Origin of the sequence: Massilia consociata (assembly GCF_042432755.1) — a bacterium.
Lineage (GTDB): Bacteria > Pseudomonadota > Gammaproteobacteria > Burkholderiales > Burkholderiaceae_D > Telluria > Telluria consociata.
Genome location: NZ_JBHLWP010000011.1, coordinates 344,815 through 359,991 on the forward strand (window position 1 = coordinate 344,815; position 15,177 = coordinate 359,991).

Genomic DNA, 15,177 nt, shown 5'->3' on the forward strand with positions numbered 1-15,177 from the left:
GCAATGAAGCCTGCCACCGCCGGCGCGCCCTACCGCGTGCCGCCAGAACCGAGCCGCCTGCCAGCGTTCCTGCTGGCAGTGGCGGTGCACGCCTTGTTGCTCGGCTTCCTGTGGTTCGGCGTCAGCTGGCAGGATGACGCCCCGGTCGCGGTCGAAGCCGAAGTCTGGGACATGTCGGTCCAGACCGCCGCCGCGCCGGAGATTCCGCCTCCTCCCGCGCCGGAACCGGAGCCGCAACCGGAACCCGAACCGGCCCCGCCGCCGCCGCGCGTGATCGAACCGCCGCCGGTCGAGCGCCCTGCGCCGACGCCGCCGGACATCAACCTGCAGCGCGAGAAAGAGCGCAAGGAACAGGAAAAGCGCGAGCTGGCCGAGAAGCGCGAACGCGAGCGCAAGGAAGCAGAACGCAAGGAAGCTTTGCGCAAGGAAGAACTGCGCAAGCAGGAACTGGCCGAACAGAAGAAGAAGGAAGACGCCGAACGCGAGAAGAAGGAACTCGCCCGGAAGGAAGCCGAGGAGAAGAAGAAAAAAGAGGACGCCGCCAAGCTTGCCGAAGCGAAGAAGAAGGCCGCCGCCGATAAAGCCGCCGCCGAGAAGGCCGAAGCGGCCAAGCTCGAAAAGCTGCGCCAGGAAGACCTCAAGCGCATGGCCGGCGCCATGGGCAGCACCGGTACGGCCGCACAATCGACCGCACCGAAGGCCGACGCCGGCTACGTTGCCGCCATCACGGCCGCCATCAAGAGCAATACCGCCTACGGCGGCAGCACGACGATGCCGGGCAACCCGAAGGCGATCTTCAAGGTCGAGCAGCTGCCGACCGGCGAGATCATGTCGGTACGCCTCGTGAAAAGCAGCGGTGTGCCTGAGTTCGACAGAGCAGTGGAAAATGGTATCAAGAAGGCATCACCGCTCCCGAAGAAGAAAGACGGCACGGTCGAACGCGTCCTCGACGTCAACTTCTCGATGAAAGACTACGACTGATACGGTTTACGGACAGACTATGAAAAAACTCCATTACCTGCTGTTTAGCGCCACCCTTCTGATGGGGTCCGCGAATCTGGCCCAGGCCCAGATCAAGGTCGAGATTGCCGGTGTCGGCAGCAACCAGATCCCGGTCGCGGTCGCGGCCTTTGCCGACGAATCGATCGCCCCGGACCAGGTCTCCGCCGTGATCCGCGCCGACCTCGAGCGCAGCGGCGTATTCAAGGTCATCGACGCCGGCCAGGTGATCAGCGACAGCGCCACCCCCGACCTGTCCGCCTTCAAGGCCCGTGGCGCCGACGCGCTCGTGGTCGGCAGCGTGACGCGCCAGCCGGACGGTCGCCTGGCCGTGCGCTACAAGCTGCACGACACCGTCAAGGGTGCGCCGATCTCGCAACTGGGCGGCGAAGTGCAGCCGAAGTACACGCGCCTGCAGGCGCACCGCATCGCCGACGACGTGTATGAAAAACTCACCGGCGTGCGCGGCATCTTCTCAACCCGTATCGCCTACGTGAAGGAAGACCGCGCCGGCCGCAACTACACCCTGGCCGTGGCCGATGCCGACGGCGAGAACGAAATCATCGCCACGCGCGGGCGCGAGCCGATCATCTCGCCAGCCTGGTCGCCGGACGGCACTAAGGTCGCCTACGTGTCCATGGAAGACCGCAAGCCGGTGGTCTACCTGCAGGACCTGATGACCGGCCGCCGCAACGTCATTTCCAACCTCAAGGGCAACAACTCGGCCCCGGCCTGGTCGCCGGACGGCAACCTGCTGGCCGTGGCCCTGTCGAAGGACGGCAATACCGAGATCTACACCGTGCGCCCGGACGGCAGCGGCCACCGCCGCCTGACCAACCACCCGGCGATCGACACCGAGCCGCAATTCTCCGCCGACGGCCAGTCGATCTACTTCACCAGCGACCGCGGCGGCGGTCCGCAAGTTTACAAGATGAGCGTCGCGGGCGGCACGCCGACCCGTATCACGTTCAATGGCAACTACAATATCAGCCCACGCGTGTCTCCGGACGGCAAGACACTGGCCTGGATTTCCCAGCGCAATGGCAATTTCTCCCTTTACGCGATGGACCTGGCAAGCGGCCAGGAACTGCGCCTGGCCGATGGGGCCACCGAACCGAGTTTTTCGCCTAACGGCAAGTACATCATGTATGCGACCAAGAACGGCGGGCGTGTCGCGCTTGCCGTGGTCTCGGTGGATGGACGGGTCAAGCAGCGCTTAACCACCAATGCGGGAAACATTCGGGAGCCCAGCTGGGGTCCCTTCATGAAGTAAATTTTTATTAGACAAGGAGAAAAACCATGCGCAACTTCCATAAAGCCGCCCTCATCGCTTCGGCCGTCCTGCTGACCGCCTGCTCGTCGACCAAGCTGCAGGAAACCCCGGTCGTCGAAAAGACCCCGACCCCGGAAGCGGCACCGGCACCGGCCGATACCCGTGACGTCCGCCCGGTCGAGACCGGTAGCGTCGATCCGCTGAACGATCCACAAGGCGTGCTGGCCAACCGCAGCATCTACTTCGACTTCGACAGCTTCGTCGTGCGCGAAGACGGCAAGCCGGTGGTGCAGAACCACGCCGGCTACCTGACCCAGAACCAGGGCCGCAAAGTCCTGATCCAGGGCAACACCGACGAACGCGGCGGCACCGAGTACAACCTGGCGCTGGGCCAGAAGCGTGCCGAAGCCGTCCGCCGCGCGATGGGCGCGCTGGGCGTGTCGGACAACCAGATGGAAGCCGTGTCGCTGGGCGAAGAAAAGCCGAAGGCCATGGGCAGCAACGAAGAAGCATGGGCTCAGAACCGTCGCGCCGACATCGTCTACCAGTAATCGACATGTGATACTGCTGCAGGGCGCCCGACCAAATATCGGGCGCTCCTGGACGCAGGCGATTGACAGCGGGGCGGACAGCAGTGCAGACTGCATCCGCCCCGTTTTTACTCTGCATTTATTCTGCAACCGGAAAGATCCCTGCCATGATGAAACTGTCCCCGTCCCGCCTTGCCTGCCTGGCCCTCCTGGCCTGGATGCCGCTGCAGGCCTCTGCCAGCCTGCTGAGCGACAACGAAGCGCGCAAGGCGATCCTCGACCTGCGCGCCAAGGTCGATGCCGTCGCCCGCGAGCTCAATGCCCGCATCGACACCAAGTCGGACAGGACCGCCCAGATCGACATGCTGAACCAGCACGAGCAGACCATCCAGGAAATCTCGCGCCTGCGCGGCCAGATCGAAGTGCTGGCCAACCAGGTCACCCGCGCCCAGGAAAGCCAGCGCCAGCTGTACGCCGACCTGGACGCCCGCATCAAGCGCCTCGAGCCGCAGCAGGAAACCGTCGACGGCCAGACCGCCGCCGTGATGCCGGCAGAGAAGACTGCCTACGAGAGCGCCACCGCCATGTTCCAGTCGGGCGACTACAAGGGCGCCGCCACTGCGCTGCAGGATTTCGTGCGCCGCTACCCGGACTCGGCCTACGCCGCGAACGCGCAATATTGGCTCGGCAACGCGCATTACGCGCTGGGCGACTACAAGAAGGCCATCGCCGCCCAGGAAGTCGTGACCACGACCTACGCCGGCAACCCCAAGGTGCCGGACGCCATGCTCAACATCGCCAGCAGCTACGCCCTGCTCAAGGACACCAAGAACGCCAGGAGGATACTGCAGCAACTGGTGGCGAAGCACCCCGAATCGAGCGCAGCCAAGACCGCCAGGGACCGCCTAGCCTCGCTGAAGTAAGTTTCTCCGTACATGCCGATATGCAAGGCAATTGACAGCCTTGCTTCTGCACCCTATAATCTTGCTTCTTTCGGGTCGTTAGCTCAGCTGGTAGAGCAGCGGACTTTTAATCCGTTGGTCGCAGGTTCGAATCCCGCACGGCCTACCACGAATTAGCAGTATCAAATGAAGGCGTTACGAGTGATCGTGACGCCTTTTTTTGTGTCCGCAGCAGTCCGCTCTTCTACCTACTGTGCCGTGCTTGTGACGCGCAGTAGACCGTCCACTACCGCCGCGTGACGCGCCATGTGCAGCGGCTCGAAGTGCGCATACTGCCGCACCATCGCGGCCGATTTCCAGCCCTCCCCCATTTCCTGGATGTCGAACATAGGTGCGCCGTTCTGAATCAGCCAGCTGGCCCACGTGTGGCGCAGATCGTGCCAGCGGGAGTCCGCGATGCCGGCCCGCTTCAGCGCATTGGGCCAGGCCTTCGTGTTCACGTACTTGATCGGGTTGCCCTCGTACGTGAAGACACGTTAGGACCGCCCCTTGCTCGGGGTCGGCATTATCAGCACCAGCGCAAGCCCTGACGTCAACGGCGATTGAAAACTGATACAGATTTCGTTCGTGCCAGCCATTTAAAACTCATCCCCCTATCGCTGAACACCGTCCGTGTTCAGCCCGTCTCTGCAACGTCGCTCCCTCTCGGCATTTCCGGCCTGGGGCTGGTGCTTCAGCCGATAGATTTCACCTGCCATCGGCACGATGTAGGCATCGTGCAACAGCCGGTCGAGCAGGATTGCGTTTTGTCACTGGCCAATCGCAATTTGATGACTACAGTCAAGGAATTCGACGCAAGTTCAGACGCGCTCTAGTAGCGACGTCAAACATCTCGAACTCAAAATATCCAGCTCAACTGATGAGCAATTACGATGACTGACCTGCAAGCACTGCTGGAAGACTACCGCAGCACCCGCCTGTTGCGCTTGTCGTTCCCGGGGAACGACGGCCCGCACGCCATGCTCGTGGTGAACCGGTTCGAAGGCACGGAATACCTGTCGCGTGACTTCGAATTCAAGGTGGAACTGCTGAGCGACGATGTGGGGATCGAGCTCGAGGCGATGCATGGCAAGCTGCTGTGCGTCTCGCTGGTACAGGACGACGGCAGGCTGCGTCCATTCACCGGTTATGTCGCTTCGTTCAAGCTGGTCAAGACGGACGGCGGCGTGGCCTTCTATGAAGCTGTCTTGAAGCCATGGCTGGCGTACACGCGCCTGCGCCGGAACAACCGCTTGTTCCACGCGCAGAGCCTGCGCGAGCAGGCGGAGACGATCTTCGCCGGCTACGGCGGCCTGCCCGCCTGGGAATGGGAAGTCGCCGGCGAACAGCCGCAGTTCACGATGGCCACCCAATGGGACGAGACCGACCACAACTACCTGTGCCGGCGCTGGGAAGCGGCGGGCTACAGCTATTGGTACGAGCACAGCGGCGAAGGCCATACGCTCAGGGTCTGCGACGACACCCGCGCTAGCGCGCCGATCGACGGACCGTCGCCCGGCATCCGCTTTCATGGCGCTGGTGGCGCGTCCGAAGAAAACGCGATCGACCGCTGGAGCCCGCTGCGCCAGTGGGCGTCCGGACAAGCGGCGGTGAGCGGCTTCGACTTCAAGAATCCGCGCCCGGTCCACGCGGATATCGTCACTGTCAACGAACAAGGCGATATTCCGCAGTTGGAGGTGCACAGCTATGAGGGGCATTACGGCTTCAAGCACCAGACGGGCGCCGACCAGCTTGCGCGCTTGCGCATGGAAGAAATCGAAGCCCGCGGCAAGCTGGTCGAAGCCAAGGGCAACAACCGCCAAGTCGCGGCGGGCAGGTGGTTCAAGCTCCTCGACCATTTCAGCGAGAGCGAAGACAGCGAATTCCTGATCTTGGAAGTGCATCACGAAGCCAGCAACAATTACCTGCAAGGCAAAGGTGCGCTCGCCGAGTACAAGAACCGCCTGCTCTGCCAGGGCAAGGCCGTGCCCTGGCGTCCGGGACGCGGCTTCAACAGCACGGATACCAAACTGCTGGCGCTGCAGACCGCCACCGTGGTTGGCACGGAAGGCCAAGGCAGCCTGAACGTGGACCAGTACGGGCGCATCCAGGTCAAGTTTCACTGGGACCGTGAAGAAAGCGGTAGCTGCTGGGTACGGGTAAGCAGCAACTGGGCCAGCGGCGAGAAGGGTTTGACCAGCCATCCTCGGGTCGGATCGGAAGTGATTGTGCAATGGCTCGACGGCAATCCCGACCATCCGATCGTGACCGGCTCCGTGTACAACCAGAGCTATATGCCGCCGTGGAAGCTGCCCGACCAGCGGGCGTTGATGGGGCTCAGAAGCCGGGAGCTGACCGCCGAGGGCGGCAACACGCCCGGGGGACGCAGCAATCACCTGGTGCTGGATGACACGCAGGGGCAGATCCAGGCACAGCTCAAGAGCGACCATCTCGCCAGCCAGCTCAGCCTCGGCCATATCAACCGCATCGAAGACAATGCTGGACGCAAAGACGCGCGCGGCCAGGGCTTCGAACTTCGCACCGACGGCATTGGTGCGGTGCGCGCCCAGCAGGGCCTGCTGCTCAGCACCGAAGGACGGCCGAACGCCCGCGTCCATATCACCGACATGGCGGAGACGCTGGCGCGCATGGCGCAGGGCCAGGAGTTGCACGACAGCCTGTCGCAGGTCGCGCAACAGGCGCAGGCGCACCAGCCGGGCGACCAGGACCAGGTCGTCGCCGCGCTGAAGGCGCAGGTCGACGCCATCAAAGGCCAGGGGGGCACACCCGCCCAAGGCGAATTCCCGGAATTCCAGGCTCCCCACCTGACCTTGGCCAGCCCCGCCGGCATCGAAACCAGCACGCAGGGTTCCACCCACCTGATGAGCGTGGAGCACACCGCCTTGAGTAGCGGCGGCCATGCCAGCCTGAGCGCGGGCAAGAGCCTGCTCGTCAGCGTCAAGGAAGCGGTGCGCATGTTTGCCTACAAGGCTGGCATGAAGCTGGTGGCGGCTAGCGCCGATATCGACATTACCGCCTTGAAGGACAGCGTCAACATCCTGGCCAAGCTCAACATCACCCATACCGCCAACCGGATCACGATCACGGCAAAGGAAGAGGTGGTGATCAACGGCGGCACCAGCTTCAGCCGCTGGAACGCATCGGGGATCGTCCATGGCACCAGCGGCAACTGGGTCCAACACGCGGCGCACCACAGCTTCGAGCCCGGCAAGAGCGAAGGCACGCCGAGCTTGCCGCAGCCCGTGCAGTTGGCGCCGGGGCAGCTCGACCTGTATCACCAGTACGTGAACCCCGAAGGCGGCAAGAAGCAAGGCATCCGGCAAGGCGAGTACACGGTTGTCGACGCCGAAGGTGGCGTCCACAAGGGGACGCTTGATGGCGACGGCTTTGCCAGCGTGGCCGGCCTGCCGATGGGAATGGCCACGGTCAGCTACGGCAAGGACCCACGCGACCCGTGGGACGAAGGCAGCTACTTCGGCCAGGGAACCGAATGGCCGACCGTGGCGCTGCCCGAAGCTGGCACCTCTGCGGCGGCAACGCCTGACCGGCCAGCACCGAAGGCGCCGAACCCCGGACTGCTCGCCAGCGCCAAGGCTGCGGCAGGCAGTCTCAACGGCCCAGCGGGCAAGCTCAGCGCAGTAGCGCAAGCTGCGGAGCAAGCGGCAAATGCGGTGCAGTCGCTGCCAAAGGGCGGCGCGCAAGCATTGCTGGCACCGGTCGGACAGGCGGCCATGGCCAATATGGCGGGTAAGCTCCCCGGCGGCGCGACGGCCCTGGATACCTACGGCGCGTTCAATGCCGGCAAGCCTGCCGCCGCCGTCGCGTCCACCTTCGGTTTGCCCGGATCGCTGCCGCGCATCGGCGCTGAAGTTCCACCTTCGATCCCGAAAAAATCCGTCATATAAAAAGATAAAAAGCCACCATGACCGAACCCACGCAGGCCCCGTCCAAGCCCGCCGAGCGCGCGCCGGAAGTCGCAGTCGCCCCACTCAACACCATCGACCAGCAAGACATCGGCGCCGCTGCCGCCGCCTTCGACAAATGGCTACGCAAGATCAGCCATGACTACGTCACGCTGGAGCGCCTGAGCACTGTAGCCGGCAGCCTGCCGGTGATCGGCAACATCATGGCGCTGATCGACGCCATCATGGATATCGTGACGATCATCCAGAAGGGCCTCGCCAAGGGTGTCAAGGAAGTCGATTTCCTGCTATGGGTGAGCCTTGGCATCAACCTGATCGGCATAGCTCCGGGAGCAGGCAACGCAGCACGCATGAGCCTGCGGCCGGCGCTGCACCTGGTCCGGCAAAAGCTGCGCTCGGGTGCCAAGGATCTCGGCAGCGCGCTGGTCGAGGTGCTGGTCGTGCACCTCAACGCCAGGCTGGCCGGTGAGATCGATACCTTTGTCGACAGCGCGATGGGCAAGCTGGCCGGTATCCTGGACGATTGCGCCAATACTGCCGACGGCATCGCCGACGATCTTGTCAAGACGCTCAGACGCTGCATCGGCCAGGAACCGCTATTCGAGGTGACCTCCCCGGCGGAAGTGGAGACCAAGCTGCACGACCCGAAGGCGCAAAGCAGCTGGCGCCGCATGCTGGGCGCCCTCGGCCGGCAGTACAAGATGAGCGCGAACTATGTTGTCGCGGCGGCGGCCAGCCAGCTGCCGAAGAGCGCGACAGAAGGGGTCAACAAGCTCATCGGCCACCTGACCGACTTCAAGCCGGCGTTTCGCGGCAAGCTCGCAGCCCTGGCCGACGAACAAAAGCAGATGAGCATCCGGTGGATCCTGGCGCGGCTGCGCGACGCCGTCACCAAGCACAAGCGGCGCTACCCAGCGCTGGTCCCATCCAGTAAGGGCGCGGACCATAGGAAGAACAAGCCCGAACACGAACTGGGCGCCAGCAGCAAGCAACGCCCGGCCACGGGTGACGCCAATGCCTGCAAGCTGTGTCCCGCCAAAGGCGGCACCGCGCACTCGATCAGCTTCGCCACCGGCGCCGAAACCTTCACTCATACCGACTTCGTACTGGACGCGCCGCTCCCCATCGCATGGAGCCGCACCTACCGCAGCCAGCTGGTCGCCTATGACCGCGGCAATCTCGGCGCGCGCTGGCTCACCCCGTACAGCACCCGCATCGACGTCGTGGGCAAAGGCAAGCCCGCCGCCCTGCTCTATCATGCTGCCGACGGCCGCAGCCACCGCTACCCGTACCTTGGCATCGGCCAGCGTCACCACGACCCGGTCGAGCAAATCGCGCTCACCCGCGTCAGCGCCACCCTGCTCACGCTCGACTTCGGCAAGCCGCTGCCTGAAGGAGCGCCCAGCCCCTGGCGCGAAACCTACGAGCTGGTCGACACCGTGCGCGCCAAGGCAGCCGACCTGGGCAAGGAGCATTTCCGGCTGATCGCGCTGCATGCCCGCGACGGCGCCGCCCTCGGCCTGCGCTACGACCACGTCGTCGCCGATGGTCCATATGCCGGCGAGGAGGTGCTCAGCGACATCATCAGCAAGCAGGGCGACACCATCATCGCCCATGCCGGCACCCAGATCGACCTTGATAGCGGCTGCATCCTTGCGCTCTGGGAAATCCGGGACGGCAAGCTGGTGCGCCAGCTTGCCGCCTACGACTACGACAATCACGGCGACCTGGTCCGCGCCCAGGACGAAAACGCGGCCGCCTGGCAATACCAGTACGACCGCCACCTCGTCACCCGCTACACCGACCGCACCGGGCGCGGCATGAACCTCGCCTACGACACCAGCATCGACAGCGGGCTTCACGCCAGGGCGATCCGCGAGTGGCTTGATGACGGCAGCTTCGACACCCGGCTCGAGTGGGACAAGAACATCCGCCTGACCTACGTCACCGACGCGCTCGACCACGAGACCCGCTACTACTACGACATCGCCGGCTACACCTACCGCATCGTGTATCCGGACGGGGGCGAGGAATGGCTCTTCCGCGACGACGCCAAGAACGTCGTCCGTCACATCCATACCGACGGCAGCAGCGAGCATCACCGTTACGACGACCACGGCAACCTGCTCACACACACGCGCGCCGACGGTAGCCAGGTCCACTTCGAGTATGACGCCCAGCACCGCGTCACCGGCATCCGCGACGCCGAAGGCGGTGCTTGGCGGCGCGACTACAATGCCCAGGGCCGCCTGGTCGAGGAAATAGATCCGCGCGACAACAAGACCCAGTACGCGTACGACAAGGCTGGCCGGCCGATCGAAGTGACCGATGCCAAGGGTGGCGTCAAGAAACTCGCCTATACCCCGGCCGGCCAGCTCGCCAGCTACACCGACTGTTCCGGGCACAGCAACCAATGGGAGTACGACGACCGCAAGCGCCTGGTCAAAAGCATCGACGCCGCCGGCAACGAGACCCGCTACCGCTATACGCCGTTGAGTAGCGACACGCTGGTGCAAGCGCACAGCGAAGGCTCCGATAGCGGCAACTACCCTGGCCAACTCGAAGCCGTCATCCACCCCGACGGCAGCGAAGAGCGACTACGGCACGACGCCGAAGGTCGGCTGCTTGCGCACACCGACGCATTGCAGCGCACCACCGCCTATCGCTATACCGCAGCCGGACTGATCGCGAAGCGCACCGATGCGCTGGGACAGAGCCTGCGCTACCAGTGGGATTTGCTCGGCCGCCTGACCGCTCTGGAAAACGAAAACGACAGTGTCTATCGCTTCCAATACGACCCGGTTGGCCGCCTGCTGCAGGAACAGGGCTTCGACGGCAAGACCACCGAGTACCGCTACGACGAAGCCAGCGGCGTGCTGGCGGAAACCGTCGAAGCCGGCGTGACGACACGGCTCGACTACGACCCCATGGGCCGTCTCGTCCGACGCCGGGCCGCACTCATTGGTCAGCCGGAGCAGATCGAAACCTTCGCCTACAACGCCAACGGACAGCTGGCCGAAGCGAAGAACGAGCACGCCAGGCTGCAATGGTTCTACGACGCGGCCGGTAACCTGGTACGCGAGCACCAGCACTACCAGGGCCCGTTCCACCCCGACAAGCGCACCGCGGTCTGGCACCACTACCACGACGAACTCAACCAGCGCACCGGCACCACCCGCCCCGACGGCCACCGCATCGACTGGCTGACCTTCGGCGCCGGCCACGTGCACGGTCTGCTGCTCGACGGGCAGGACCTCGTCTCCTTCGAGCGCGACGCGCTCTACCAGGAAACCGGCCGCACCCAGGCCAACGGCCTGCTGCAAACGATGAAGTACGACCCGCTTGGACGCCTGATCGAACAGCGGCTCGGCGCCATCGCACAGGCCAGCCAGAAGGACCGGAACTCTTACCCCGGCACGTACCGTCCCGACGTCCAGGTTGGCATGCAAGCCGCGATCCTGCGGCGCTACCGCTATGACCCGTCCAGCCAACTGATTAGCCTTGAAGACAGCCGGCGCGGCCGCCTCGAGTACCGCTACGACCCGGTCGGAAGGCTGCTGACGGCAAGTAGCGCATTGGGTCGTGAAGCCTTCGCTTTTGATCCGGCCGGCAATATCCAGGCAGCCGAGACTGCACACCAGGAACCCCTTACCCGCCGTGTCCCGCTGCCGAAACTGCTGGACAATCTGCTCAAGGAATATGCCGGCCTCCGCTACCGCTATGACGAACGCGACAACGTCGTGGAACGTACCCAGGACGGCCTTCGGTCCGAGTATGAATGGGATGCGTTCAACCGGATGACCCGCGCCACCACTTGGCATGGCGTCGCCAACTTTGCCTACGATCCGTTGGGGCGGCGCATTGCCAAGCACAGCGGGGCGATCGATGGCACTACCGTCCGGGAGACGACCCGGACCATGTACGGCTGGGACGGCGACACGCTGGCATTCGAAAGCAGCGTGCACCGGGGGCATGCGGCGGGTGAACGGACCGTGCACTATGTGTACGAGCGCGACAGCTTCGTGCCGCTGGTGCAAGCCACCCGAAGCCAGGCGCTTCGCCTGGCGCCCACCACCAATGTCAAGGCGCTGATGGCGGGCAACGATGGCAAGTACGACATTGCGCTTGATCCGTTATGGAACGGTGAGTACGAGCAGGAAGCCGAGCCGTTCGGTAAGGATGAGATCGCCTTCTATCAATGCGATCATCTGGGCACGCCGCAGGAGTTGACGGATTGCGAGGGCAAGGTTGCGTGGTCGGCGCAGTACAAGGCGTGGGGGCAAGCGAAAGAAGCGATCAGCAAGGCCGCGTACCAGACGGGGATTCAGAATCCGATCCGGTTCCAGGGACAGTACCATGATGATGAGACGGGGCTGCATTACAATCGACATCGCTACTACGACCCGCATGCCGGCAGGTTCATTTCGCGTGACCCCATCGGCCTGCTCGGCGGGTTGAATCTTCATCAGTATGCGCCGAACCCTACCGGCTGGCTCGACACCCTCGGGCTAAGCAGATGTCCTTCCAATCCTGCTACGGTTGACAAGGATCGCAATGGCCGATTCCGCGACGCACAAGGGCGGTTTGCCAAAGACCCAGGGTGGCCTGCAAACTATGGGTTTGCGCCGGGGAAAGACTCTACAGTTACGCTGGCGCCCGGTACTCAGATCGACCGCTTTGGACGGCCGACAGGTGGCTTTGTTGCGCCCGCAGGAACGCCCTTCGGTGACCGCGCACTTCCAGCTGCCTCGTTCAATGCGGAATACCACGTATATGAAGTGAAGAAGCCTATTGCTGGCGTTCGAGGCGGACCAGCAGAACCTTGGTTCAATCAGCCAGGGAATGGAACTCAATATCAGCTTCCGGGAAGCGTTCAATCGCACCTGGATGCGGGAGAGCTAGTCGAAATGCCAAATCCTTGCCGACCACCGCGGAGATAAATTGTGTCGAAGAACAAGTTGATCATCGTAGATTTAAACCATGTCATCGGAGCGCCGCTACCAGTCTCGGATAGGACGTTCTACCAGTGCCTTAACTGCTGGAGCATTCTCCGGTCGAACCCTTTGGACAATGAGTACTGCGTCTGCGGAAATGTCTCTGTTGATGTTGATGCCGGAAGGGCTGGGGCTAGAGACGAGCGGTTGCTTCGAGTGTTGCAGATCGCTCATGCAGACTGATTCAAACGCGTGATCACACCCATCACCGTGGAGAGTTCGACCCGGTTCAGCTACAACCGGCTGGGCCAGCGAAGAAGCAGATAGGACTTCATGCGCAAATGAGTCATCCGAGTTGGCGACCGCACCAGCCACGGCGGCAAGGGCCTAGAGCAAGCGGCAAACGCTGTGCAGTCGCTGTCAAAAGGCGGCGCACAAGCCTGGCCCGAGCTGCCGTCGTGGCAGGGCATTCGTGACGCAGTCGAGCTTGTGCCGGACGGCCCACCGATCTACTGACGTCACTGATTCCGAAGGAGAGCCAAATGTCGTTAAAGATCATTACAGTCGGAGACAAAACCGATCATGGCGGCACAGTTATAAGTGGTTCGCCCAACCACGACATCAGGGGAAAAGCGATCGCCCGACTGGGTGATAAAGTTGATTGTCCGCTGCCCTACCCTGGTGGCAAACCGCACGGGGTAAACAAGATCATTACCGCCCACAGCACGCTCACAGTCGACGGGGTGCCGGTTGCGGTCGAGGGATGCACGACGGAATGCGGGTGCAAACTGATCGGCAGCGTGCCTGCGACGGTCGGTTGAGCCCGAATCGCCATGTGACGTACTCGTGCCGTGACTCCTGATAAGTTACCATCCCTCCCCTTTAGCATGACTGGTTATCGCAGCTGGCAAGCGTTGCAAGTCATTGATTAATAAAGAATTCTCATTTCGACCCGGCGACTTTTAATCCGTTGGTCGCAGGTTCGAATCCCGCACGGCCTACCAAGTTTCAAACAACAACGCCAACCTTCGGGTTGGCGTTGTTGTTTTTTGGGCCATGGCTAGCCTTTTGGTTCTGGAACGCCTAGGATTGAGGCCGAGAAACATCCGCACCGCAGAGCTGCCATCAGCTTGGGATTTGCGCGTCACCGACGAGCAGCGGGCGGCTTCGACATTCCCTGATCCGCAACCATGACCGAACACCTGTTGCGCCCATCCCTGGCGAACAACCGCGCCGCTGTCGCGCTGTATTCGCCGCAATCGAGCTTCCTGCTCGGCTTTTTCATGGGCCCGCTGCCGCTGATCCTCTACAGCGCACTCAATTCGATCCGCCTGCAGCGCCCGCGCGACACGCTGGCCTATGCCATCGCGCTGGCGGCTTTCCTTGCCCTCGTCTACGCCTCTTTCCTCGAGCCGCGTCCCGCTGCGCTGGCCTGGATCAACGACCAACTGGGCGAAGGCAACTCGATGCGTGGCGCGACGCGCATCCTCGCCGTGGTCCTGTGGGGCTGCTTTTACCTGATGCACAGGAAGGAACACCGCTCGGTTGACCTGCTCGGCACCCGGCCTTCCCCATGGATCGCAGCCATCGGCTGCGCCGTCGCCGGCATGATCCTGATGTACGGCATCAGCTTCGTCTTCCTCAGCATCTACCAGCCATGAGCGACATCGACTCGCCCTCCGCGCACGACTACCTGGTGCGCATCGACGGCCTCATCGAGCGCCGCCGCCTGGCGCAGGCGAGCACCCTGCTTGCCGAAGCCCTGGCGAATTTTCCCGATGACAGCGACCTGCTGTATTCGGCCGCGCTCATCGATTACCAGCACGACGATTACCAGGGTGCGCTGGAGACACTGCAGGGCTTGCTGGGCCGCACGCCCAGGCATCGCGCCGGCCGCTACCTGCTGGCGCTCGTGCACGAGGCGCGCGAGGAGTGGCCCCAGGCCGAAGCCGCCCTGCTCGACCTGCTGCACGACTATCCTGAAACGGCAATGCTGTATGCCCGGTATGCCATGCTGATGTACCGCACCCAGCAGATCGACAAGGCCAAGGAACTGGCGCGCGAGGCGCTGCGCCTCGATCCCGAAGACGAGGCCGCGCTGGCGGCGACGATGATTGGCGACCTGATCGACGGCAAGAAAGGCAATGAACGCAACAGCCTTGCCGCGTTGATGCTGAAACACCCGGAAGACATGCTCACCGCGCGGCTGCTGATCGTCCACCTCATCCAGCGCGGCCGCTACTGGTCCGCAAAACGCATCGCCGTCGAGCTCCTGAAGGCCCAGCCCGATTCGCGCGAAGCGCTGGAACTGGTGGTCGAGATCGAAGCGCTGTGCCACTGGAGCGTCGTACCGCTCTGGCCGCTGAACCGCTGGGGCATCGCCGCCACGATCGGGCTGTGGCTGGGCTGGATGGGCACCTACAAGCTGCTGCGCACCTATGCCCCGGAGATTTCCGGGACGGCGACCCTTGTCATCCTGGGGTATTGCATCTATTCCTGGGTCTATCCTCCCCTTCTCAAGCGCCGGCTGAAACGCCGCGCCGGTCTCTGATCGCC

Annotated in this window: 11 protein-coding genes and 1 tRNA gene; 11 read left to right on the forward strand and 1 reads right to left on the reverse strand. The window is 63.3% G+C overall.

Features of this window, described 5'->3' with window-relative positions; genetic code table 11:
• Nucleotides 1-3: 3 nt before the first annotated feature.
• From tolA to ACFFJK_RS12675, 5 genes are all read left to right on the forward strand, one after another.
• Nucleotides 4-981 (forward strand): cell envelope integrity protein TolA, encoded by a 978-nt coding sequence (tolA, locus tag ACFFJK_RS12655; RefSeq protein WP_379679544.1) that lies wholly within the window; start codon nt 4-6, stop codon nt 979-981.
• 19 nt (nt 982-1,000) lie between these two features.
• Complete coding sequence (gene tolB, locus ACFFJK_RS12660; protein ID WP_379679545.1) at nt 1,001-2,272, forward strand: Tol-Pal system beta propeller repeat protein TolB; 1,272 nt, start codon at nt 1,001-1,003, stop codon at nt 2,270-2,272.
• A gap of 26 nt (nt 2,273-2,298) precedes the next feature.
• Nucleotides 2,299-2,823 (forward strand): peptidoglycan-associated lipoprotein Pal, encoded by a 525-nt coding sequence (gene pal, locus ACFFJK_RS12665; protein ID WP_379679546.1) that lies wholly within the window; start codon nt 2,299-2,301, stop codon nt 2,821-2,823.
• A 146-nt stretch (nt 2,824-2,969) separates the two neighbouring features.
• The gene (ybgF, locus tag ACFFJK_RS12670) at nt 2,970-3,725 is read left to right on the forward strand and encodes a tol-pal system protein YbgF (RefSeq protein WP_379679547.1); all 756 of its coding nucleotides are present in this window, start codon (nt 2,970-2,972) and stop codon (nt 3,723-3,725) included.
• A gap of 72 nt (nt 3,726-3,797) precedes the next feature.
• A tRNA-Lys gene (locus ACFFJK_RS12675) sits at nt 3,798-3,873 on the forward strand.
• A 79-nt stretch (nt 3,874-3,952) separates the two neighbouring features.
• Here the strand turns inward: ACFFJK_RS12675 and ACFFJK_RS12680 are convergent.
• On the reverse strand, nt 3,953-4,204 hold the full coding sequence (locus ACFFJK_RS12680) for a tyrosine-type recombinase/integrase (protein ID WP_379679548.1): 252 nt from the start codon (nt 4,202-4,204) through the stop codon (nt 3,953-3,955).
• Between the two features lie 102 nt (nt 4,205-4,306).
• On the opposite strand from ACFFJK_RS12680, the gene ACFFJK_RS12685 reads away from it, so the two are divergent.
• The 6 genes from ACFFJK_RS12685 to ACFFJK_RS12710 all read left to right on the forward strand — a co-directional run bounded on the left by ACFFJK_RS12685 (nt 4,307) and on the right by ACFFJK_RS12710 (nt 15,172).
• Nucleotides 4,307-4,579: a hypothetical protein gene (locus ACFFJK_RS12685; RefSeq protein ID WP_379679549.1), complete on the forward strand. Its 273-nt coding sequence runs from the start codon at nt 4,307-4,309 to the stop codon at nt 4,577-4,579.
• Nucleotides 4,580-4,636: 57 nt separating this feature from the next.
• Nucleotides 4,637-7,669, forward strand: a complete 3,033-nt coding sequence (locus ACFFJK_RS12690; protein ID WP_379679551.1) for a type VI secretion system Vgr family protein — start codon at nt 4,637-4,639, stop codon at nt 7,667-7,669.
• A gap of 17 nt (nt 7,670-7,686) precedes the next feature.
• Entirely contained in the window at nt 7,687-12,627 is a 4,941-nt protein-coding gene (locus tag ACFFJK_RS12695) for a glycohydrolase toxin TNT-related protein (RefSeq protein WP_379679553.1), read from the forward strand.
• A 536-nt stretch (nt 12,628-13,163) separates the two neighbouring features.
• Nucleotides 13,164-13,442 (forward strand): PAAR domain-containing protein, encoded by a 279-nt coding sequence (locus ACFFJK_RS12700; protein ID WP_379679554.1) that lies wholly within the window; start codon nt 13,164-13,166, stop codon nt 13,440-13,442.
• 369 nt (nt 13,443-13,811) lie between these two features.
• Nucleotides 13,812-14,282, forward strand: a complete 471-nt coding sequence (locus ACFFJK_RS12705) for a hypothetical protein (RefSeq protein ID WP_379679556.1) — start codon at nt 13,812-13,814, stop codon at nt 14,280-14,282.
• On the forward strand, nt 14,279-15,172 hold the full coding sequence (locus ACFFJK_RS12710; protein ID WP_379679558.1) for a tetratricopeptide repeat protein: 894 nt from the start codon (nt 14,279-14,281) through the stop codon (nt 15,170-15,172). The genes ACFFJK_RS12705 and ACFFJK_RS12710 overlap by 4 nt, the downstream gene beginning before the upstream one ends.
• Nucleotides 15,173-15,177 lie beyond the last annotated feature (5 nt).

Bases quoted from the DNA above. Each gene is read 5' to 3' on its own strand.
- tolA (WP_379679544.1), top strand. From the start codon at position 4: ATGAAGCCTGCCACCGCCGGCGCGCCCTACCGCGTGCCGCCAGAACCG.
- tolB (WP_379679545.1), top strand. From the start codon at position 1,001: ATGAAAAAACTCCATTACCTGCTGTTTAGCGCCACCCTTCTGATGGGG.
- pal (WP_379679546.1), top strand. From the start codon at position 2,299: ATGCGCAACTTCCATAAAGCCGCCCTCATCGCTTCGGCCGTCCTGCTG.
- ybgF (WP_379679547.1), top strand. From the start codon at position 2,970: ATGATGAAACTGTCCCCGTCCCGCCTTGCCTGCCTGGCCCTCCTGGCC.
- ACFFJK_RS12690 (WP_379679551.1), top strand. From the start codon at position 4,637: ATGACTGACCTGCAAGCACTGCTGGAAGACTACCGCAGCACCCGCCTG.
- ACFFJK_RS12695 (WP_379679553.1), top strand. From the start codon at position 7,687: ATGACCGAACCCACGCAGGCCCCGTCCAAGCCCGCCGAGCGCGCGCCG.
- ACFFJK_RS12700 (WP_379679554.1), top strand. From the start codon at position 13,164: ATGTCGTTAAAGATCATTACAGTCGGAGACAAAACCGATCATGGCGGC.
- ACFFJK_RS12705 (WP_379679556.1), top strand. From the start codon at position 13,812: ATGACCGAACACCTGTTGCGCCCATCCCTGGCGAACAACCGCGCCGCT.
- ACFFJK_RS12710 (WP_379679558.1), top strand. From the start codon at position 14,279: ATGAGCGACATCGACTCGCCCTCCGCGCACGACTACCTGGTGCGCATC.